Origin of the sequence: Phyllobacterium sp. 22229, from assembly GCF_052056495.1 — a bacterium.
GTDB classification, from domain to species: Bacteria; Pseudomonadota; Alphaproteobacteria; order Rhizobiales; family Rhizobiaceae; genus Phyllobacterium; species Phyllobacterium myrsinacearum.
Map to the genome: position 1 here is coordinate 184,359 of NZ_JBQEPA010000001.1, position 20,099 is coordinate 204,457.

21 protein-coding genes are annotated in these 20,099 nt (G+C 59.2%); 11 read left to right on the forward strand and 10 right to left on the reverse strand.

Annotated features, from left to right (window positions below):
- Positions 1–151 precede the first annotated feature (151 nt).
- Positions 152–574 carry a nuclear transport factor 2 family protein gene (locus ACTJJ7_RS00895; protein ID WP_440964840.1) on the forward strand — a complete coding sequence of 141 codons (423 nt, stop codon included), beginning with the start codon at positions 152–154 and terminating at the stop codon, positions 572–574.
- 5 nt (positions 575–579) lie between these two features.
- On the opposite strand, the gene ACTJJ7_RS00900 is transcribed toward ACTJJ7_RS00895, so the two are convergent.
- Genes ACTJJ7_RS00900 through ACTJJ7_RS00915 form a run of 4 tightly spaced genes read right to left on the reverse strand, consistent with a single transcriptional unit; the run spans position 580 to position 4,313 of the window.
- Entirely contained in the window at positions 580–1,356 is a 777-nt protein-coding gene (locus ACTJJ7_RS00900; protein WP_105732818.1) for an ABC transporter permease, read from the reverse strand.
- The gene (locus tag ACTJJ7_RS00905; protein WP_105732817.1) at positions 1,340–2,170 is read right to left on the reverse strand and encodes an ABC transporter ATP-binding protein; all 831 of its coding nucleotides are present in this window, start codon (positions 2,168–2,170) and stop codon (positions 1,340–1,342) included. The genes ACTJJ7_RS00900 and ACTJJ7_RS00905 overlap by 17 nt, the downstream gene beginning before the upstream one ends.
- Before the next feature lie 11 nt (positions 2,171–2,181).
- Entirely contained in the window at positions 2,182–3,183 is a 1,002-nt protein-coding gene (locus ACTJJ7_RS00910) for an ABC transporter substrate-binding protein (protein WP_130269335.1), read from the reverse strand.
- 47 nt (positions 3,184–3,230) lie between these two features.
- Positions 3,231–4,313 (reverse strand): 4-oxalomesaconate tautomerase, encoded by a 1,083-nt coding sequence (locus ACTJJ7_RS00915; protein WP_440964843.1) that lies wholly within the window; start codon positions 4,311–4,313, stop codon positions 3,231–3,233.
- Positions 4,314–4,426: 113 nt separating this feature from the next.
- Between ACTJJ7_RS00915 and ACTJJ7_RS00920 the strand changes: the two genes are divergently transcribed.
- The 10 genes from ACTJJ7_RS00920 (at position 4,427) to hflX (ending at position 15,603) form a co-directional block, all read left to right on the forward strand.
- Positions 4,427–5,326 carry a LysR family transcriptional regulator gene (locus ACTJJ7_RS00920; RefSeq protein WP_105732814.1) on the forward strand — a complete coding sequence of 300 codons (900 nt, stop codon included), beginning with the start codon at positions 4,427–4,429 and terminating at the stop codon, positions 5,324–5,326.
- Positions 5,327–5,496: 170 nt separating this feature from the next.
- Complete coding sequence (locus ACTJJ7_RS00925) at positions 5,497–7,773, forward strand: sensor histidine kinase NtrY-like (RefSeq protein ID WP_105732813.1); 2,277 nt, start codon at positions 5,497–5,499, stop codon at positions 7,771–7,773.
- The gene (gene ntrX / locus ACTJJ7_RS00930) at positions 7,763–9,124 is read left to right on the forward strand and encodes a nitrogen assimilation response regulator NtrX (protein ID WP_105732812.1); all 1,362 of its coding nucleotides are present in this window, start codon (positions 7,763–7,765) and stop codon (positions 9,122–9,124) included. The genes ACTJJ7_RS00925 and ntrX overlap by 11 nt, the downstream gene beginning before the upstream one ends.
- Before the next feature lie 135 nt (positions 9,125–9,259).
- Positions 9,260–9,664 carry a RidA family protein gene (locus tag ACTJJ7_RS00935; protein ID WP_440964846.1) on the forward strand — a complete coding sequence of 135 codons (405 nt, stop codon included), beginning with the start codon at positions 9,260–9,262 and terminating at the stop codon, positions 9,662–9,664.
- Positions 9,664–11,040 carry a Trk system potassium transporter TrkA gene (trkA, locus tag ACTJJ7_RS00940; RefSeq protein WP_105732810.1) on the forward strand — a complete coding sequence of 459 codons (1,377 nt, stop codon included), beginning with the start codon at positions 9,664–9,666 and terminating at the stop codon, positions 11,038–11,040. The genes ACTJJ7_RS00935 and trkA overlap by 1 nt, the downstream gene beginning before the upstream one ends.
- Before the next feature lie 21 nt (positions 11,041–11,061).
- The gene (locus tag ACTJJ7_RS00945) at positions 11,062–11,826 is read left to right on the forward strand and encodes an MBL fold metallo-hydrolase (protein WP_440964847.1); all 765 of its coding nucleotides are present in this window, start codon (positions 11,062–11,064) and stop codon (positions 11,824–11,826) included.
- Positions 11,827–11,834: 8 nt separating this feature from the next.
- On the forward strand, positions 11,835–12,938 hold the full coding sequence (locus tag ACTJJ7_RS00950; protein WP_440964849.1) for a lactonase family protein: 1,104 nt from the start codon (positions 11,835–11,837) through the stop codon (positions 12,936–12,938).
- A 12-nt stretch (positions 12,939–12,950) separates the two neighbouring features.
- Positions 12,951–13,817, forward strand: a complete 867-nt coding sequence (locus tag ACTJJ7_RS00955) for a D-amino-acid transaminase (RefSeq protein ID WP_105732807.1) — start codon at positions 12,951–12,953, stop codon at positions 13,815–13,817.
- A 119-nt stretch (positions 13,818–13,936) separates the two neighbouring features.
- Positions 13,937–14,182 carry an RNA chaperone Hfq gene (gene hfq, locus ACTJJ7_RS00960; protein WP_091885912.1) on the forward strand — a complete coding sequence of 82 codons (246 nt, stop codon included), beginning with the start codon at positions 13,937–13,939 and terminating at the stop codon, positions 14,180–14,182.
- Positions 14,183–14,190: 8 nt separating this feature from the next.
- Entirely contained in the window at positions 14,191–15,603 is a 1,413-nt protein-coding gene (gene hflX, locus ACTJJ7_RS00965; RefSeq protein ID WP_105732805.1) for a GTPase HflX, read from the forward strand.
- Positions 15,604–15,609: 6 nt separating this feature from the next.
- On the opposite strand, the gene mazG is transcribed toward hflX, so the two are convergent.
- The 6 genes from mazG to ACTJJ7_RS00995 form a co-directional block, all read right to left on the reverse strand.
- Entirely contained in the window at positions 15,610–16,431 is an 822-nt protein-coding gene (gene mazG / locus ACTJJ7_RS00970) for a nucleoside triphosphate pyrophosphohydrolase (RefSeq protein WP_440964851.1), read from the reverse strand.
- A gap of 76 nt (positions 16,432–16,507) precedes the next feature.
- Positions 16,508–16,744 carry a hypothetical protein gene (locus ACTJJ7_RS00975; RefSeq protein WP_105732803.1) on the reverse strand — a complete coding sequence of 79 codons (237 nt, stop codon included), beginning with the start codon at positions 16,742–16,744 and terminating at the stop codon, positions 16,508–16,510.
- Positions 16,745–16,782: 38 nt separating this feature from the next.
- Positions 16,783–17,805: a hypothetical protein gene (locus ACTJJ7_RS00980; protein ID WP_440964853.1), complete on the reverse strand. Its 1,023-nt coding sequence runs from the start codon at positions 17,803–17,805 to the stop codon at positions 16,783–16,785.
- 217 nt (positions 17,806–18,022) lie between these two features.
- A complete protein-coding gene (locus ACTJJ7_RS00985) occupies positions 18,023–18,493 on the reverse strand; it encodes a YbaK/EbsC family protein (RefSeq protein WP_105732801.1) in 471 nt (156 codons plus the stop codon).
- Positions 18,490–19,299 (reverse strand): MBL fold metallo-hydrolase, encoded by an 810-nt coding sequence (locus ACTJJ7_RS00990; RefSeq protein WP_440964854.1) that lies wholly within the window; start codon positions 19,297–19,299, stop codon positions 18,490–18,492. Before ACTJJ7_RS00990 ends, ACTJJ7_RS00985 begins: the two co-directional genes overlap by 4 nt.
- Positions 19,292–20,080: a TatD family hydrolase gene (locus ACTJJ7_RS00995; protein ID WP_440964856.1), complete on the reverse strand. Its 789-nt coding sequence runs from the start codon at positions 20,078–20,080 to the stop codon at positions 19,292–19,294. The genes ACTJJ7_RS00990 and ACTJJ7_RS00995 overlap by 8 nt, the downstream gene beginning before the upstream one ends.
- Positions 20,081–20,099 lie beyond the last annotated feature (19 nt).

Below are 20,099 nucleotides of genomic sequence, written 5' to 3' on the forward strand. Positions count from 1 at the left end.
GAAAGACCGCTGCGCCGAAACAATGCGCGAACAATTATGTCCTTGAAGCGGCGGCAACTGTCAAACACCAACGATTTATAGGCACAGGCGTTCTGGAACAAATGCCGGGGATAGTGCACTGTCCACAGGCCCAAACCGGAGTAAGACCCTCGTGCCGTTCAATCCCGTCGAAACAACCCGCCTCTACCATTCTGCCATCAATGCCCTAGACTTCGAGGCAATTGCCGGCCTTTTCGCCACCGATGCCGTCTATGCATCGAGCGGTATTGGCGAGATTGCCGGGCGGCAGGCTATCCTGGAGGCATTCAAGGCCTATTTTGCCGTCTATCCCGACCAGGTTGCCGAAGACGATCTGATCGAGCAACTGTCGCCCCGTTCAGCGAAGTCGGTTTGGCGTCTTGTCGCAACGCATAACGGGACGGGTGAAGTGTCACGGCGTTCCGGCGAGGAAGTCATTCTGTTCGATGAAGCCGGGAAAATTCTGCGCGTCACGGTTCAAGACCGCGATGCCTCCCGGGATGTCACGGAAAGCACCGCGGCAGACCGCGTGGAAGGCGGTCACCAAACAGCCTGAGCGGGTCAGGCCGTCTTCTCTTCCGCCGCGTTCGGCCGCCATTTGATCAGCCGGTTCTCCACCACGTCGAGCACGCGGTCGATGACGAGAACAAAGACGGCGAGGATGATGATGCCGGCAAAAACGCCGACGGCATCGAAATTGCCTTCCGCCTGCGCGATCAGATAGCCGAGGCCTGCCGACGCACCAAGATATTCACCGATGATGGCGCCAACAACGGCGAAGCCGACCGAAGTGCGCAGGGAGGACAGAATCCAGCTGGCGGCAGCAGGGAAGTAGACATGGCGCAGGAGTTCCGAACGCTTTGCACCGAGAATACGGGCATTGGCCAGAACCACCGGATTGACTTCGCGCACGCCCTGCATGGCGTTGAAGAACGTGATGAAGAACACGAGTGTGACGGCAAGCGCCACCTTCGACCACAGGCCGAGCCCGAGCCACAGCACGAAGATCGGCGCAAGCACCACGCGCGGAATGGCATTGAGGCCCTTGATGAACGGGTCGAGAATGCGCGCGGCACTGCGGCTGAGACCGAGCCAGACGCCGGCGGCAACGCCCAGTCCCGTGCCGATGACATAGCCGAGCACGGTTTCCGTCAGCGTGATCGTGACGTGGCGATAAAAATTGGGATCGATGACCCAGTTGACGATCTGGTTGAAAATGTCGACGGGCGCCGGAAAGAAGAACACGTCGATGACGCCGGTCGACACGCCAAGCTGCCAGCCGCCGAGGATGGCCACAAGCAGGCCCAGTTGGATCAGTCGTTCAGTCGCGACGTTCATAGCTCTTCTCCACTTCGCCGCGCAGCGACGCCCAGATATTGCGGTACAGATCCATGAAACGCGGATCCAGTTTGATTTCAGCGACGTCGCGCGGTCTTGCAAGGTCCACATCGAAGCTGTCGATAACCCGGCTGCGCGGCCCGGCGGCAAGCACCGCCACCCGGTCGCCGAGCGCTATCGCTTCCTCCAGGTCATGGGTGATCATCACCACGGCGCGGCGCTCCTCCTGCCACAGACGCAGAAGCTCGTTCTGCATCAGATGCCGGGTGTGGATATCGAGCGCCGAGAACGGCTCGTCCATCAGAATGACTTTCGGGCCGGTGATCAGCGCCTGCGCCATCTGCACCCGCTTGCGCTGGCCGCCGGATAACTGGTGCGGATATCGCTGCTCAAAGCCCTTCAGGCCCACTTTGGCCAACCACATCATCGACCGCTCGCGCCGTTCCGCCGTCGCAACGCCCTTGAACAGCAGCCCAAGCTCGACATTCTCGATGGCGGTTTTCCAGGGCAGCAGGGCATCCTGCTGGAACAGGTAGCCAATATCGTTCTGGATGCCCGATACCGGATTGCCGTCAATCGAGACGCGCCCGCCGGACGGCTTGAGCAGTCCGGCAATGGCGTTCAGTATCGTGCTTTTACCGCATCCGGTGGGGCCGACAATGGCAAGAAACTCGCCATCGGCCACTGTCAGGTCAACGTTTTCCACCGCAACGAACGTACCGAATGACATTGTCACGGAATCGATGGACACCATCGCTTTTCGCGGTTGTTCAACGGTTGCCGCCGCAACCGGTTTTACCATTGCCAAGGCCATGGTCCTCTCCCTCAGTTCGTGCCTTCGTGCGGCGCTTTGTCGACGAAATTATTGGTGTAGGTCTTCTTCAGGTCGATCTCCGTTGCCGCTACCTTGTCATTAAAGCTTTTCAGGACTGCGAGCGGCGTTTCGACTTCGGCCTCGTTGAAGCGGCCGTCGATGGAGAAGATGGGCTTGGCGTTTGCCACGGCCTTTATGTAGGTTTCCTTGTCACCGGAAATGAAGGCTTCGGGAAGTTTTTGGACGATTTCTTCCGGAGCGCTTTTGTTCATCCATTCCAGAGCCTTGACCGTTGCATTGACGACCTTCTGGATCGTCTGCGGATTCTTGTCGATGTAGGACTGCGTGGCATAGAGAACCGAGGTCGGATAGATGCCGCCGTAGATCTCTTTGGCGCCATCGTCGCTGCGCGCGTCGATCAGGATCTTGCCGACGCCTTTGGCTTCAATGAAGGTCGCTGCCGGATCGTAATTCACCAGGAGATCAACCTTCCCCTGTTCGAGGGCGGCGACGGCTGCCGAGCCGGAACCGACACCGATCAGCGAGACATCATCCGCCGAAAGCTTGTGGCGCTGCAGATAGTAGCGGACAAAGAAGTCCGACGAGGAGCCGGGCGCGGTAATGCCGATCTTGGCGCCCTTGATCGTTTCGGGCTTTGCCGGATCGAATGTGGTGTTCTTGCCGCCGGCAAGCACCAGTCCCGAATTGCGCGCCAGCAGCACGATACCAACGACGTCTTTCTTTTGCGCCTGCATCTGGATCGTGTGATCGTAGAAGCCGACGGCTATATCGGTCGAACCGGCGACAAGCGCCTGCAGCGTCTTTGAACCACCCGAGGCAAAATTCTCGACAGTGACATCAAGCCCTTCCTTTTCATAAAGGCCGAGGCCCGAGGCGACCGGAAACGGCAGATTGTTGAGATTGTACGAGCCGACGCTGATGCGGACAGGTTCGGCCAACGCCGATCCTGCAAATGCCACCGTCGCCGCCAGAGCGAGCATGAGTTTATGCATGGTATTTCCTCCCAGATGTGCGATGCCCTCCCGGCAACCGCGTTCAATTATGCTGCGCAAACCATTTGCGCTACAGGTTTGGCAAAGACTTGCCCCTCAAACAGACGCCGGGCGGTCCGCAATATGCCGGCGACCGTTGTGCCATTGCGGGATTCCAGCTTGACTTCCAGACGGCCGCTTGGATGTTCGAGAACAAGATTGACCGGAAGCCTGCGCCCTGCGATCAGGCGCGATGCGACCGTGGCATCGCTGATGCAGGCCGTGGCAATGCCGACGGCGCCCGTCGTGGCGAGGGACGGATGGCACTGATGCGGCATGAAATAACGCACATTCAGATCACCGCCGGCTTTCGGTTTTGAGATGAGGACGGGTTTGGGCGTGACCTGCGTCCGCACATCGCCCATGCCCATGCGCTGGCCCGCCTGCAGCCGCAGCTTTTCCAACCGATCGAGGAGGGCACGGTCGGCGTTGAGTTCGGCAGCGCTCTCGTAACCGGTTGCCCCGATGGACGCAGCCTCGAGTATCATCATCGGCATGGCGCAATCGATGCAGGTGACATCGATGCCGTCGATGATCTCGCGTGCCTGGCCTGTTGGAAACAGCTTGCCGGTCCGTGCACCGGCGGCGTCCATGAATGTCAGGGCAATCGGCGCGGCGTGCCCCGGCACCCCGTCAATCGATGCATCGCCGAGATAGGCCACGCGGCCGTCCGGTGTCGGGACCTCCGCCTCAATCAGCTTGCCGGTGTTGACATTGTGTATCCGCACCCGCGTTACCGCTCCCGTCGTCCTGACCAGACCGGCTTCGATGGCAAACGGGCCAACGGCGGCAAGCATGTTGCCGCAATTGGGGGATGTGTCGACCATCTGCTGATCGATCCGTACCTGGGCAAAGAGATAGTCGACATCGGCACCCGTGACCGTTGACGGGCCAACGATGGCGACTTTGCTGGTCACGGGGTTGCCGCCGCCGATACCGTCGATCTGCAGGGGATGACCGGACCCCATCACCGACAGCAGGATCTGGTCGCGCTGCTGCGGATCGGCGGGAAGGTCCGATGCCAGAAAAAACGGCCCCTTGGATGTACCGCCTCTCATGAGGACGCAAGGTATGCGAAGGAGGTCATTCATGGCGCGGTGCTCTTTATTATTCATGCGTTCAACAGAACAATCTGTTGGTTTCTTGCACTTTGCGGTAAGATGATTGATATGTGAAATGCAAAGTTTATGAGGATTGATGCGCTATGAGCATTAATTGTGAGATACTGGATCTGCGGGCCTTTCTCTCGGTGGTGGAGCTGGAGAGCTTTCACCGGGCAGCGGAAGCCTTGAATCTTTCGCAACCGGCGTTGAGCCGCCGCATCCAGAAGCTGGAGGCAACCATTGGCGCGCCACTTCTGGAGCGGACCACGCGCCATGTCTCGGCCACGGCGGTGGGAAGTGAACTCATCCCGCTCGTTCAGCGCATGCTGGAGGAATTTGACGGCTCGCTCTTTGCCGTGCGGGATATCGGCGCCCAGCGCAGCGGGCTTGTGACCATTGCCTGCCTGCCCACCGCCGCCTTCTATTTCCTGCCGACGGTGATTAAGCAGTTCAACGCCGAATACCCGCACATCCGCTTCCGTATTCTGGATCTTCCCGCCACCGACGGGCTTTTGGCCGTTGCCCGCGGCGAGGTGGAATTCGGCATCAACATCATGGGCGCCGCCGATCCCGATCTGATTTTCGACCGGCTGATCGAGGATCCGTTCGTGCTTGCGGCGCGCAAGGATCACCCGCTTGCCAGCAAAAGCGAACTCGGATGGGAAGACCTGACGCCCTATCCACTGATCACCGTGCACCGCTCCAGCGGCAACCGGACCCTGCTCGACGCGGCATTGGCAAAATCCAACCTGAAACTGCGCTGGTTCTACGAGGTGACGCATCTGTCGACGTCGCTGGGCCTCGTCGAGGCCGGACTAGGCATTTCCGTGCTGCCCAAGCTGGCAACGCCGCAGGAAGAGCATCCGTTTCTTGTCACCCGGCCGATCCGCAATCCGGAAATTTCGCGAACCATCGGTGTTGTACGGCGGCGGGGAGGAACATTGTCACCGGCTGCCGAGCGCTTTCTCAACATGCTGATTGGAACGTGGTCGGAAGGGTAGGGCACCGCCAAAACCGCTTCTTCAAGGAAATCTGTGATCTGCCAACAGCCACGCATGGCTTGCCAGTCGTTCAATGCCTTGACCACTTCTGCACAAGTTTCGACGACAGGGCGTTGCATTTCCGCCACAATGTGTTGCATGAGTGCAACTTGGTTGGGATGACATAAGCAATGCTGTTATCAAATTCGGTCAATCAGTTGGGAAACTCGCTCACGGCTGCCACTGGCGGCAACACGCAGCGCTTTTACTCCCGTATCGGCGTTGTCACGGTTGTTCTGGCGCTTTTGACGACCGGCATCACGTTTTTCATCCTCACGGGGATGACCCCGGTTCAGCCCGAGAGCAATCTTACATTCATCCTGACCGGTCTCAATGCGCTGCTGATTCTCGCCCTGATTGTGCTGATCGGCCGCGAAGTCTACCGCATCAGCCAGGCTAGGAACCGCGGGAAGGCCGCCTCCCGCCTGCATGTGCGCCTCGTCGTGCTGTTTTCGCTTGTTGCGGCGGTGCCCGCCATGCTGGTGGCCATCGTCGCATCGGTCACGCTTGATCTCGGGCTTGATCGCTGGTTTGAAATGCGGACCACGACGATCGTCAACTCGTCGATCAGCCTTGCCAATTCCTACATTCAGGAAAGTGCCCGCAATCTGCAGGGCACGACACTCGAAATGGTTGGCGATGTCGATGCGCAGCGCTCGCTGTACAATCTGGACCGCACCAGTTTTACACGTTTCCTGACCCAGCAGGCGCTTGGCCGCGGCCTGATTGGCGCGTTCATCGTCCGCTCCAATGGCGAGATCTCCGTTCGCGCCGACATACGCACCGGTTTCACCATTCCGCCGGTCGCAAAATCCATTCTCAACACGGCCCAGGATGGCAAGCCGGTGCTCATTCCGCCGGAACGCACCAATCTGCTCAGCGCCGTCGTGAAACTTCAGCAGATACCGGACATGTTCCTCTACACCGTCCGCCCGGTGGACGGCGATATTCTCAACTCCATGCGCGCCATCGAGGGCAACAATCTCGATGCGGGCAAACTCGTTGCAAATGGTGTGAACACGCAGATTCTGTTCGCCTTGCTCTACTTTGGCCTGACCCTGACCCTGCTTTTGTCAGCCATCTGGACCGGCATCGCGGTCGCCGACCGGCTGGTCCGCCCCATCCGGCTGCTGATCGGCGCCGCGGATGATGTTGCAACCGGCAATCTGGATGTTGCGGTGCCGGTGCGCCGTTCCGACGGCGATGTCGGGTCGCTGTCCCAGACCTTCAACACCATGGTGCGTCAGCTGGGAACGCAGCGCCGTGACCTTGTTGCCGCCAAGGACCAGATCGATGAACGCCGCCGTTTTTCCGAGGCCGTGCTCTCCGGCGTGACGGCAGGTGTGATCAGCGTGGATGCGGACGGGGCTATCGGCATCATCAACCGCTCCGCCGAGGCGATGTTCGACCTCGATCCTGTCACGGCTGTCGGCAAGAACCTGACGGCGCTTGTCCCCGAAATCGGTCTGGTGTTCGAGGTTGCCCATGCCACGGGCCGCTCGGTTTATCGCGAACAGGTGGCCATGTCGCGCCGCGGCAGCGCCCGGACCTTCAACGTCCAGATTACCGTTGAAGACGCGGAATCCATCGATCACTCCTATGTCGTCACCGTCGACGACATCACCGATCTGGTGGAAGCCCAGCGTTCATCCGCCTGGGCCGATGTCGCGCGGCGCATCGCCCATGAAATCAAAAATCCGCTGACGCCCATTCAGCTGTCGGCAGAACGCATCCGCCGGCGCTATGGCAAGGTGATCACCGAAGATCGTGAAGTGTTCGACCAGTGCACGGAAACCATCATCCGGCAGGTGGGCGACATCGGGCGCATGGTCGATGAGTTTTCATCCTTCGCGCGCATGCCGAAACCGGAAATCAAGGCGATGGATTTGCGCGAGGCGTTGCGTGAAGCCTCGTTCCTTGTCGAAGTCAGCCGCAGCGATATCCGCTTCGAGCGGGATTTCGGCACGGTGCCGCTCATCGGGCAGTTTGACGGCCGCCTCATCGGGCAAGCGTTCGGAAACGTTATCAAGAATGCTGCAGAAGCAATTGAATCCGTTGTAAAAGATGGATTGGGTGATGGACATATCCGCATCCAGTCAAGGCAAAAGGGAGATGCTCTGATTGTCGAAATCTCCGACAATGGCAAAGGCTTGCCGCGTGAACACCGGCAGCGTTTGCTTGAACCCTACATGACGACGCGCGAGAAAGGCACAGGCCTTGGCCTCGCAATTGTCAAAAAGATCGTTGAAGAACATGACGGTCAAATTGAACTGCACGATGCCCCTGCGGATTTTCACGGCGGGCGGGGTGCAATGATCCGCATGGTTTTTCCCACGACCCATACCAATACACAGACAGCCGACAATTCCGATCCATCGGCGAAACAGGTGAATTCAAATGGCATCTGACATTCTTGTCGTCGACGATGAAGTCGACATCCGCGAGCTTGTTGCAGGAATATTGAGCGACGAGGGACACGAGACCCGTGTTGCCTCCGATGCCGACAGCGCATTGGCGGCGATCGACGATCGCATTCCCCGCCTGATCTTTCTGGATATCTGGATGCAGGGCAGCCGGCTCGACGGTCTTGCCCTTCTGGATGAGATCAAGAGTCGCCATCCCGATATCCCCGTGGTCATGATTTCCGGTCACGGCAACATCGAAACCGCCGTTTCGGCCATCCGCCGCGGCGCCTATGATTTCATCGAAAAGCCGTTCAAGGCGGACCGTCTGATCCTTATCGCCGAACGGGCGCTTGAAACATCCAAGCTGAGGCGCGAGGTTTCCGACCTGCGCAAGCGCTCGACGGAAAGCTCCGAACTGCTCGGCACATCGCTGTCGATGAACCACCTGCGCCAGACCATCGAACGTGTCGCGCCGACCAACAGCCGCATCATGATCACCGGCCCGTCCGGCGCGGGCAAGGAACTCACGGCGCGGGCGATCCATGCCCTGTCGGCCCGTTCCAAGGGGCCATTCGTCAACCTGAACGCCGCGACCATCACGCCGGAACGCATGGAAGTAGAACTTTTCGGCACCGAATCCGACGGCGGCGAGCGCAAGGTGGGGGCGCTGGAGGAAGCTCATGGCGGTATTCTCTACCTGAATGAGATTGCCGACATGCCGCGCGAAACGCAGAACAAGATCCTGCGCGTGCTCGTTGACCAGCAGTTTGAACGGGTAGGCGGCACCAAGCGGATCAAGGTGGATGTGCGGATTATCTCCTCGACCGCACAGAACCTCGAAGCGATGATCGCCGAAGGCCGGTTCCGCGAAGACCTGTTCCACCGGCTGGCGGTGGTTCCCGTGATTGTTCCGCCTTTGGCCGACCGGCGCGACGACATTCCTGCGCTTGTGGAATTCTTCATGACGCAGATTGCCGAGCAGGCGGGTATCAAGCCGCGCAAGATCGGCCCGGATGCCATGGCCGTGCTGCAATCCCATTCCTGGCCGGGCAATATCCGCCAGCTGCGCAACAATATCGAACGCCTGATCATCCTGGCGCGCGGCGATGATCCGGAAGCGGTCATCACCGCCGATCTGCTGCCGGCGGAAATCGGCGATACGCTGCCGAAGGCTCCAACCGAATCCGACCAGCACATCATGGCCTTGCCGCTGCGCGAGGCGCGCGAGCGCTTTGAGAAGGAATATCTCATCGCGCAGATCAACCGGTTTGGCGGCAATATTTCCCGCACAGCCGAGTTTGTCGGCATGGAACGTTCGGCCCTGCACCGGAAGCTGAAATCGCTCGGCGTCTAACCGTTTCGCGCAATCTCCGGAACGCCGGAGGAATACGCCGGTAGCCGGCAGTATTCGGTTGCGACTCTCCCGTTTTTACGGGAAAGTCGGCGGTCTTTGTCCTGCGGCATCGGCCCTTCATCATGGGAGTGAGGAATGTTTCGCCCTGTCAATCCACCCGGTCCATCCATTCCGGGTCTGTCTCAGGCCATGTTGATCGAGGGCGGCAAGCTGCTTGTCCTGTCAGGTCATGTGCCTTTCGATTCGGAAGGCAAGATTGCCGGCAAAGACGTGGCGGCGCAGCTTGATCTGGTATTTGCCAATATTGCGGCAACGCTCAGGGCAGCAGGCACGGATTTTTCCAGCATCGTCCGGCTGACCTATTACATCCGGGATTTTGACCAGGCGATGCTGGCGCAAATACGCGGCGTTCGCGACCGCTGGGTCAACACCGAATGCCCGCCGGCCAGCAGTCTCATGGGCGTGGCGGCCCTGTTCCATCCCGATGTTCTCATCGAGGTGGACGCGATGGCGGTGATCGCCGATGGCGAAGCCAGCTGATGCGTGTGATCATCTGCGGCGCAGGGCAGGTTGGGTATGGCATCGCCGAACGCTTGGCCGCCGAAGACAACGACATATCGGTCATCGACACGTCGGCCGAACTCATTCAGGTCATACGCGACACACTGGACGTGCGCGGTTTTGTCGGTCACGGCGCCCACCCGGATGTTCTGGCGGCTGCGGGCGCCGAGCAGGCTGATATGATCATTGCGGCAACACTTTATGACGAGGTGAACATCGTCGCCTGCGAAGTCGCGCATGCGCTGTTCAACGTGCCGACCAAGATTGCCCGTATCCGCGCACAGGCCTATCTGCAGCCGCATTACCAGGACCTGTTTTCCCGCGATCACATGCCGATCGACGTCATCATCTCGCCCGAGCTTGAAGTGGGGGAGATGGTGTTGCGCCGCATCGCCTTGCCCGGTGTGAGCGATGTTGTCCGCTTTGCCGACGAGACAATCGTGGTCATGGCGATCGAATGCCTGGAAGACTGTCCGGTCATCAACACACCGCTCATTCAATTGAGCAATCTCTTCCCCGACCTGCCGTCGACCGTGATGGCCATCATCCGCCATGACACGTTGCTCATTCCGCGTTCCGCCGATCATCTCGTGGCCGGTGACGTCGCCTATGTCGCAACAACCAAGTCACAGGTGCGCCGCACATTGGCGCTGTTCGGGCACGAGGAACCCGAGGCGACGCGTATCGTCATTGCCGGCGGCGGCAATGTCGGTCTTTACGTCGCCCAGACCATCGAGGCCAAGCAGCCCAAGACCAAGGTCAAGCTGATCGAACCCAACCTGACCCGCGCCAACGCCATCGCCGACGGGCTGCGGCGGTCCCTGGTGCTGCATGGCAGTGCGCTGGACCAGAAGCTTTTGAATGAAGCGGAAATCCAGGATGCGGACCTTCTGGTCGCGCTGACCAATGATGACCAGGTCAACATGCTCGCCGGCGTCATGGCCAAGCGTCTCGGCTGCAAATCCAGTCTCGTCCTCATCAACAATCCCGACTATCTCGACCTCAGCAAATCCCTGGGTATCGATGCCCATATCAGCCCGCGCAGCGTCACCATTTCGCGCGTGCTGCAACACGTGCGGCGTGGCCGTATCCGGGCCGTACACAGTGTCCAGAAGGGCCGGGCGGAAATTATCGAGGCGGAGGCGCTCGAAACCTCGCCGCTCGTGGGCGCCCCGCTGCGCGACCTCGACCTGCCTGATGGACTGCGGATCGGCGCGATCTACCGCAATGGCGAGGTTATCCGCCCGGATGGCTCGGTCCGCATCAAACCGCAGGACCGTGTGGTCATCTTTGCCACGGCCGAAGCGGTCAAACAGGTCGAGCAGATGTTCCGCGTCAGTCTCGAATTCTTCTGATCAGCCGAAAGACGCACCGATATGAAACTGCAACTTCTCCGCAATGCCACGCTGAAACTCGATTATGCGGGATCAACCGTCCTGATCGATCCGTTTTTCGCCCCAAAGCACAGCCGCCCGTCCTTTACCGGCCGTTCGCTGAATCCCATGACGGATCTGCCGGTTTCAACCGGGGAGATCCTTGATGGTGTAGAGCTTGCACTCGTCTCGCATCTGCATGCGGATCATTTCGATCCGGTAGCCCAGGAGCTTGTCCCCAGGCATCTGCCGCTGATCTGCCAGCCGGGCGATGAAGAGAAAATCCGCTCCTTCGGTTTCACCGACGTCACGCCGCTGACGGGGGACCTGACGTGGAAAAATATCCGCCTGACCCGCCGCGACGGCAATCACGGTACCGGAGCCGTGCTGCAGCTGATGGGCAATGTCATCGGTTTTACCATCGAGGCGGATGGCGAACCTTCGATCTATTGGGCGGGCGATACGATCCTCTATCCGCCAGTGCGCGAGACAATCGAAGCCACGCAGCCCGATATTATCGTCACCCATTCCTGCGGTGCCAAATGGGATGGTGTTCTCATCGTCATGGATGCCGAGCAGACTGCGGAGGTCTGCCGCATTTCACCCTTGAAGACAAAAGTCATCGCGACCCATATGGAAGCCCTTGACCATGCAACGGTCACCCGCGACGATCTGAAGGCCCATGCGCAGGCAGCGGCTATCGATTCTCACAAGCTGATCATTCCTTCCGATGGAGAAACCCTCCATCTCACAGCCCCCAACCCATGAGACAAACCATGCCAAAGACCTATGCTTTTGTCGGCAACCTCAATCGCAATGCGCTGCCCAATGCAGGAAAGGGGATCAGCGTCTTCCGGTTCGACGACGAAACCGGTGATCTTACGCTCGTCAGCGAATATCTCGCCATCGACAATCCCGGTTACATCGCCATCGACGAAAAGCGCAGGCGCCTTTACGCGGCCGTGGAAATTCCCGAATGGAACGAGGGCATGGCCGTCGCCTTCGATATCGATCCGGCCATGGGGGCCTTGACCTATATCAACATGCAGCCGACCCTTGGCAACACCACCTGCCATCTCGGGTTCGATCAGTTGGGCGAGACGATCTTTGCCTCCAATTACACCGTTGCCGCGCTGGGCGAACGCCCCGGCAATGCCGTGGCCGCTTTCGCCATCCGCGCCGACGGCGGACTGGAACCGGCTTTTGCCGCCGCTGCGCATGACGGCAGGAACGCCATCCTGCCGACCGACAAGCGGCAGCACGGTCACTGCGCTGTTGTCAGCCCGGACAATCGCACGGTTTTTGTCTGCGATCTCGGCCTTGACCGGATCATGGCCTATAAGCTGCCGTCGAAGGGCGGGAAGCTGGAACTGGCCGCAACGCCATTCACGCAACTGCCCGATGGTGCAGGACCGCGCCATATGACATTCCATCCGAATGGGAGGATTGCCTATGTTATCAATGAATTGAACAGCACGGTTTCAGTTCTGCATTACAATGCCGAAACTGCCGGATTGACACTTGGCCAGACGCTTCCATCCATCCCGGCGGATTTCACTGCGACCAATACCTGCGCCGAGATCGCCGTGAGCGCCGATGGCCGGTTCCTCTATGGCTCCAACCGTGGCCACAACAGCATCGTCAGCTATGCCATTGCCGCCGACGGCAGCCTCACGCTGATCGGCTGGACACCGTCGCAGGGTCTCGGCCCGCGCAACTTTGTCATCGATCCCACGGGCAGGTTCATGCTCGTTGCCAATCAGAAGGGCGGGGGCATCGCCGTGTTCAAGCGCGATATCGAAACGGGGGCGCTGGAAGATACCGGCAAGCGGGTGGACCTGCCAACGCCCATGCGCATGGTCTTCGGCCAGTTCGAATAGGAGGCTCTACCCATGTCCCGTATCGCCTATGTCAATGGCCAGTACATTCCCCATGCCAATGCCGGTGTTCACATTGAGGACCGCGGCTACCAGTTTGCCGATGGCGTCTATGAAGTCTGTGAGGTTGCCCGCGGCAACATCATGGACATGACGCGCCATCTCAACCGCCTCGACCGTTCGCTCTCGGAGCTGCGGATCGGCTGGCCGATGAACCGCAAGGCGCTGCAGAGCGTGATCGCCGAGGTGGTCCGGCGCAACCGCGTGTTCAATGGCATGGTCTATCTGCAGGTGACACGCGGTGTCGCCAAGCGTGACCATGTGTTTCCGTCCGCCGATACACCGCCTTCCATCGTCATCACCGCCAAGCGCACGGATCCCGTCATGTTCGCTGCCCGGGCAGCGAAGGGTGTGAAGGTCATCACGGTGCCGGAAAACCGCTGGGAGCGGGTGGACATCAAATCTATCGGCCTTTTACCAAATGTTATGGCGCGCCAGCAGGCCAAGGAGCAGGGCGCTCAGGAGGCCTGGTTTATCGACCCGGATGGCACCGTTAGGGAAGGCGCGGCAACAAATGCGTGGATTGTCACCATGGACGGCGTTTTGGTAACCAGACAGGCGGAAACCGGCATTTTGCGCGGTATTACCCGGACAACCATCTTCGATGTGGCCAAAAAACTGGGTTTGACCATCGAGGAACGCGGCTTTTCCGTCGAGGAAGCCAAGCGCGCCCGTGAAGTTTTCATGACGGCAGCCACAACTGTTGTGATGCCAATCGTTGCGATTGACGGCGAATCGGTGGCAAATGGGCACCCGGGAACGATCGCACTTTCGTTACGGGAAGCGTTTTTTGACATTGCGGAAAAAACGCCATCCTGTTAACCGGAGTATGAGGGGACTAACAGAAACCATTTTTCACCTCCTGCAGGAGCAGGTTTTCTGCTCCCGTTGCCGAAATTTGTATGAGACACGTTTGCTGATCGCATAAAAGGACAAAAACAATGGCTGAACGATCGCAGAATCTTCAGGACCTATTTCTGAATTCAGTCAGAAAACAGAAGATTTCTCTGACAATTTTCCTCATCAATGGCGTCAAACTGACCGGTATTGTCACCTCGTTCGACAATTTCTGCGTCCTGTTGCGCCGCGACGGCCATTCTCAGCTCGTCTACAAACATGCCATCTCGACCATCATGCCGAGCCAGCCTGTGCAAATGTTCGAAGCTGAGGCCGAAGACAGCGACTGAGATAACATTTGACCAAAGAAACAAGGCGTAACGCGCAAAACCCTGGCGGATCGACCGATAATGGTGAGACCGCCAGAGAAGCCACGCGCGCAATCGTCATTGTGCCGGTTTTGCCGTCACGCTTCTCCGATGGCGGCAAGGCCGACGATCACGGACGCATGAAACATCAGCCGGAGTTCCAGCGCAGCGACGATGCGCGGCTGGAAGAGGCCGAAGGTTTGGCCCGCGCCATTGATCTGGACATTGTCCATTCCGATATTGTGCAGGTTTCAGCGCCGCGTCCGGCGACCTTGCTGGGCACGGGCAAGGTTGAAACGATTCATGAGCTCATCGAGGCTTCCCATGCGGAACTGGTGATCGTCGATCATTCCCTGACGCCGGTGCAGCAGCGCAATCTCGAAAAGGCATGGAACGCCAAGGTTCTCGACAGGACCGGGCTCATCCTTGAGATTTTCGGTCGGCGCGCCCAGACGAAAGAGGGCGCCTTGCAGGTCGAGCTTGCGCACCTCACCTATCAGAAGGGGCGCCTGGTCCGCAGCTGGACCCACCTTGAGCGCCAGCGCGGCGGCGGCGGCTTCCTCGGCGGTCCCGGTGAAACGCAGATCGAGGCCGACAGGCGTGCACTGCAGGAAAAGATCCTGCGCATCAAGCGTGAGCTGGAGACGGTGGTGCGCACCCGCACCCTGCACCGCAGCAAGCGCAAGAAGGTACCGCATCCGGTCGTCGCGCTCGTCGGCTATACCAATGCGGGCAAATCAACGCTGTTCAACCGGCTGACCGGAGCAGGGGTCGTGGCCGAAGACATGCTCTTCGCCACACTCGATCCCACGCTGCGGCGCATCCGGCTGGAGCATGGCGAGACGATCATCCTTTCCGATACGGTGGGTTTCATCTCCAACCTGCCCACGCACCTTGTTGCCGCTTTCCGGGCCACGCTGGAAGAAGTGGTTGAGGCCGACCTCATCCTGCACATCCGCGATATCTCCGATCCGGATACTGCGGCACAGTCCGAAGACGTCCATGCGATCATGACCAGCCTCGGCATTGAGCGCGGCGATACAAAGCGCATTCTCGAAGTGTGGAACAAGATCGACAGGCTTGACGATGCCGGCCGTGAGTCGGCGCAGCGTCTCAGCGCGGCGGCAAAGGGCGATGAACACCCGATTCCCGTGTCGGCGATCACGGGCGAGGGCGTCGACGCCCTGCTCAAGGAAATCGAGAACCGCATTGCCGGCAAGCTGAAGCACGTCAAAATCACCCTGCGCCCGGACCAGATGCGGCTGATGGACTGGATTTACCAACATTCCAGCAATGTAAAGCGCAAGGATCTGGACGACGGGTCGGTATCCCTCACCATGGATATGACTGTGGCGTCCCACGCCAATCTCGACGAGAAATTGCTGCGCCGCAACAACGGCTAAAACGGGTTACTTCGCGGTTTTGGCTTCCTGCCAGAGCGCTTCCATTTCATCCAGCGTTGCTGCGTCGAGCGTCTGTTTCTGCTCGTTCAGCTTGCGCTCGATATAGTGGAAGCGCGACCGGAATTTTTCATTGGTGCCGCGCAGGGCGCTTTCCGGTTCAAGCTTCAGGTGGCGGCCGAGATTGACCATGGCAAACAGCAGGTCGCCATATTCTTCCTGCGTATTTTCCTGGTCACCATTGGCGATGGCCTGTTTAAGCTCGCCGATTTCCTCCTCGATCTTGTCGAGAATGGGCGCGGCTTCCGACCAGTCAAAGCCGACCTTGGCCGCTTTCTGCTGCAGTTTGAGTGCGCGCATCAGGGCAGGGAAACCATGCGGAATGTCGTCAAGGAAGCCATTCGACTCTACGGCGCCCAGATTGAGCGCGGCACGCCGCTCGCGCCGCTCCGCCTTTTCCTCGGCCTTGATCTTATCCCACATGCCCTTGGCCATGCCAGCACCACGGGCGGCCTCTTCACCAAAGACATGCGGATGGCGGCGGATCATCTTGTGCGTGATCGCCTGGACCACGTCGCCAAAATCGAATGCCTTCATCTCTTCCGCCATCCGCGCGTGAAACACCACCTGCAGGAGCAGATCGCCCAATTCTTCGCGCAGATCGTCGATATCATCGCGCTCAATGGCATCGATCACCTCAAAGGCTTCCTCGAGCGTATAGGGGGCAATGGATTTGAAATCCTGCTCAAGATCCCACGGACAGCCGGTCACCGGCGTGCGCAGGGCCTGCATGATCTCAAGGAGGCGGGTGATATCGCGTGATGGTTTCATAAGAAATACACTAAGACAGGAGCAGGGCGGCTGATATGACCGAGCTGAAATGCCGGTGGCTTGTCCACAGGATCGGTCAGCGTTTCCCGGCTGCCTGCAGGGAAATCGGCCCGATCACGTCATAAACCACCTTGACGCCGTCCACCGTTTTCGGAAGCCCGGCCGTTTCGGGGACCTGATCGCGCAGATTGACCTTGATGGCGTAGGAGTCACCGATGCGGATCAGGCCGACACCGATGACGGTGCCGCATGATCCAGCCAGTTGCCTGGCTTTCGGCTTGGCAAGCCGTGCCTGTTCGATGGAGGTGCTCATACGTACTAATTTAGTGCATCCCAGCCACTCCCGCTAGGTCAAACCAGCAATGACAACCCCAATTTCTCCAGCACGATGGAAAGATCATTGGCAAAGGTGACACCCTTGCCGTTGGTGCCGCCCTGGTCACTGCCGGCAAACAGCAGGGCGCAGGCATAGCCCTTTTCGTCCATAATGACAGATCCGCTGTCGCCGCCCGAGCTGAAAGGGCCGCTGCCGGTGGTCTGGATCTCGATCTGGCTGTCAAAGCCGATATCGCCGAATTCATAGCTGACCACCACATCATCGACTTCGATTGCGGTGACGATGCCCTGGGTTACGCCGGTTGTCCTGCCGACCTTGAACACCTTGTCGCCGGGGCGGAGCGGGGTCTTGCGCAGCCCCTTCAACGTTCCCGCACCGGTCAGGGTCACTGCGTCGAAGCTGATATCCGCATCGATCGAGGCAATGGCCGCGTCAACGAGATTGTTGGTGCCCGATACAACCGGCTCGAAAGCCAGCAGTTCGCCGACCTTGTCCTTGTTCTTCCTGCCGCCGTCATAGGCGCCCGGCTGCAGGATCGCATCGCCGATCTTCGCCTTGTTTTCGTTGGCCAGCACATGATTGTTGCTCAGAATGACGGCCTTGCCGCTCGCTGTGTGCTGTGCAAAGCCGCCAAGCGTACCTGCGGTAATCGAATAATGTCCGACCGACGCGCCGATCAACAGCGGCCTTTGGCGCAGCTGATGCCAGGGCAAGACTGCGGGCGCTGCCACGGCGCCACCTTTGAACACGGTTCCGATATAGGTGATGTCGGCCTTGTGGCGCGCCGCTTCTTCGATCTGCTGGCGCAGATAGGTATTGGTCTCAAGCGCACGGCGCTGCACACGCACGGCGAGCCGGTAATCGTTCTTTCCTTCGCCGCCGGCAATGCCAAGGGCGATACCGCCTTCGACGCCGGTCAGCCGCCGTATTGCGGTGGAGCGGATAATGCGGCGCTCGGCGCGGATTTCAGTGACAAGCGGTCGAATGATCTGTTCTGCGATTTCGGTTTTCAGTGCGCGTACAGTTTTCAAATCCACGGTGGTCATCCTTTCTTGCATCTACAAGTTCGGGGCACGTGTGCGACTCGAAGATGAGCTTAGCGATGCAGGATTCATTTGGCGAGCAATGAAGGAGAGGCCCGTGAGCTTATATGAGAAAGGAGCTGTCGCACTTCAGAATAGAACCCACCCCGGCTACACAGAAAGATCGCATAAGATAGATTATGGAACTAAATGATAGGCCGGAATGGCTGGGTCAGCCCGTAATATCGGCGATTTCAGCCTTTGCAGCCTTTGCCAAGGCATGCGGTTCCGCCGGGAAAACAAAGTTGGTGCCGCCTGCTGCAGCCCAGACGACGTCGAACTGCATCAGTGTTTCATCCGCATAAGCCTTGATATCAATCAGATGCCCCAATGGCGATACGCCGCCAATGGCAAAGCCCGTCTCCTTGCGGATGTGCTTTGGATCAGCCCGGTGCAGCGTTTCTCCGGTCAGCCGCGCAGCCTTGGCAAGATCAAGCTGGCGCGGTCCGGAAACCAGAAACAGATAGAGCTGCTGTGTATCGGTGCCCTGAAAAATCAGCGACTTGACGATCTGCGCGACGGTTACGCCGCATTGGATGGCCGCATCTTCCGCCGTGTGGGTGGAATCGGCCATCTGGCGAATTTCGATCTCAAGCCCGGCGGCATGGGCTGCCTGGCGGACACGTTCAACGCTCTTGCTCATGCTTCAACCTCAAAGGACAGGCCATCAAAGGCCGGTTCGACATGGTCTGGCGTATCGCGCAGGACAGTTCCATAATCCAATGGTACATGCATATGGGTCAGAATGGCCCGGCGCGGCTTCAGCTTTTCGATCCACTCCATTGATTCATCAAGTGAAAAATGGCTTGGATGCGGCCGGTACTGCAGGGCATCGATGACGAGTATATCGAGATCGCGCAGCGCGGCTGAAGTCGTTTCCGGAAAGGCGCTGACATCGGAACAATAGGCCACATCGCCAATGCGGAAGCCCAGCGACAGGATATCGCCATGTACCTGCGGCAGCGGCAGAAAGCGGATGGGACCGCCCGCGCCGTCAACCTCAAAAGCCTCATGATGCACGATCTCATGCGGCCGCAGGATCGGTGGATAGCTCGACCCTTCCGGCGTCTTGAAACAGTAACCGAACCCTTCGACGAGCCTGCGCTGGGTCGCCTGATCGGCATAGATATCAACCAGATCGCGCCGGTCGATGACAAAGGTCCTGAGGTCATCGAGGCCGTGAATATGGTCCGCATGCGCATGGGTATAGACGACGGCATCAAGCCGTCCCGAGCCGAAATCGATCATCTGCGAGCGGAAATCCGGGCCCGTATCGATAACGACGGTGGTCACGCCGCCATGCGCGGCAATACGTTCCACCAGCATGGACGCCCGGCGGCGGCGGTTTTTCGGATTGTCCGGATCGCAATTGCCCCAGTCACCATTGATGCGTGGCACGCCCGGAGACGAGCCGCAGCCCAGAATGGTGAAGCGCAGGCGATCAGGCATGAGCAGGCCTTGGCATCTTGGTGAACAGGCGGAATACATTGTCAGTGGTCAACGTACCGATTTCCTCGACGCTGACACCGATGGTGTCCGCCAGTACGGCGGCCGTATGCGTGACGAAGCTCGGTTCGTTGCGTTTGCCGCGATGCGGCATCGGCGCAAGATAAGGCGCATCCGTTTCAACCAGCAGCCTGTCGCGCGGCACGTTTCTGGCGATGTCGCGGATTTCCGGCGAATTCTTGAACGTCAGAATCCCGGAAAACGAGATGTAACCGCCAAGCTCGACGCCAACCCGCGCCAGTTCGGCACCGGAGGAAAAGCAATGCAGGATGAAGGGGAAGGCCCCCTTCCCTGATTCCTCGCGCAGGATCGAAATCATATCCTCATCGGCGCTGCGGGCGTGAATGACCAGCGGCAGGCCGGTCGCGCGTGCTGCGGCGATATGGGTGCGAAATCCCTGCTGCTGTGCTTCCGGCGGCGCGTAGTCATAGTGATAGTCGAGCCCGGCTTCGCCGATTGCCACCACCTTCGGATGTTCGGCCAGCCTGATCAGGTCATCGGCTGTGACGTCGAGTTCCTCATGCGCATTGTTCGGATGCGTTCCGACCGAGGCAAAGACACTGTCATAGCGCTCGGCGATACCGATAATGCCGTCAAACTTGCGAACGCGCGTACAGATGGTGACCAGCCGCACGACACCAAGATCCAGCGCGCGCTGGACAATGGCGTCACGTTCTTCGGCAAAATCCGGAAAATCCAGATGGCAATGGCTATCCACAAGCATGAAAGAGATCCGGGTTCCT

Excerpts from the sequence above, each read along its gene's own strand:
- ACTJJ7_RS00900 (WP_105732818.1), bottom strand. The coding sequence starts at position 1,356 with ATGAACGTCGCGACTGAACGACTGATCCAACTGGGCCTGCTTGTGGCC.
- ACTJJ7_RS00905 (WP_105732817.1), bottom strand. The coding sequence starts at position 2,170 with ATGGCCTTGGCAATGGTAAAACCGGTTGCGGCGGCAACCGTTGAACAA.
- ACTJJ7_RS00910 (WP_130269335.1), bottom strand. The coding sequence starts at position 3,183 with ATGCATAAACTCATGCTCGCTCTGGCGGCGACGGTGGCATTTGCAGGA.
- ACTJJ7_RS00915 (WP_440964843.1), bottom strand. The coding sequence starts at position 4,313 with ATGAATGACCTCCTTCGCATACCTTGCGTCCTCATGAGAGGCGGTACA.
- ACTJJ7_RS00920 (WP_105732814.1), top strand. The coding sequence starts at position 4,427 with ATGAGCATTAATTGTGAGATACTGGATCTGCGGGCCTTTCTCTCGGTG.
- ACTJJ7_RS00925 (WP_105732813.1), top strand. The coding sequence starts at position 5,497 with ATGCTGTTATCAAATTCGGTCAATCAGTTGGGAAACTCGCTCACGGCT.
- ntrX (WP_105732812.1), top strand. The coding sequence starts at position 7,763 with ATGGCATCTGACATTCTTGTCGTCGACGATGAAGTCGACATCCGCGAG.
- ACTJJ7_RS00935 (WP_440964846.1), top strand. The coding sequence starts at position 9,260 with ATGTTTCGCCCTGTCAATCCACCCGGTCCATCCATTCCGGGTCTGTCT.
- trkA (WP_105732810.1), top strand. The coding sequence starts at position 9,664 with ATGCGTGTGATCATCTGCGGCGCAGGGCAGGTTGGGTATGGCATCGCC.
- ACTJJ7_RS00945 (WP_440964847.1), top strand. The coding sequence starts at position 11,062 with ATGAAACTGCAACTTCTCCGCAATGCCACGCTGAAACTCGATTATGCG.
- ACTJJ7_RS00950 (WP_440964849.1), top strand. The coding sequence starts at position 11,835 with ATGCCAAAGACCTATGCTTTTGTCGGCAACCTCAATCGCAATGCGCTG.
- ACTJJ7_RS00955 (WP_105732807.1), top strand. The coding sequence starts at position 12,951 with ATGTCCCGTATCGCCTATGTCAATGGCCAGTACATTCCCCATGCCAAT.
- hfq (WP_091885912.1), top strand. The coding sequence starts at position 13,937 with ATGGCTGAACGATCGCAGAATCTTCAGGACCTATTTCTGAATTCAGTC.
- mazG (WP_440964851.1), bottom strand. The coding sequence starts at position 16,431 with ATGAAACCATCACGCGATATCACCCGCCTCCTTGAGATCATGCAGGCC.
- ACTJJ7_RS00975 (WP_105732803.1), bottom strand. The coding sequence starts at position 16,744 with ATGAGCACCTCCATCGAACAGGCACGGCTTGCCAAGCCGAAAGCCAGG.
- ACTJJ7_RS00985 (WP_105732801.1), bottom strand. The coding sequence starts at position 18,493 with ATGAGCAAGAGCGTTGAACGTGTCCGCCAGGCAGCCCATGCCGCCGGG.
- ACTJJ7_RS00990 (WP_440964854.1), bottom strand. The coding sequence starts at position 19,299 with ATGCCTGATCGCCTGCGCTTCACCATTCTGGGCTGCGGCTCGTCTCCG.
- ACTJJ7_RS00995 (WP_440964856.1), bottom strand. The coding sequence starts at position 20,080 with ATGCTTGTGGATAGCCATTGCCATCTGGATTTTCCGGATTTTGCCGAA.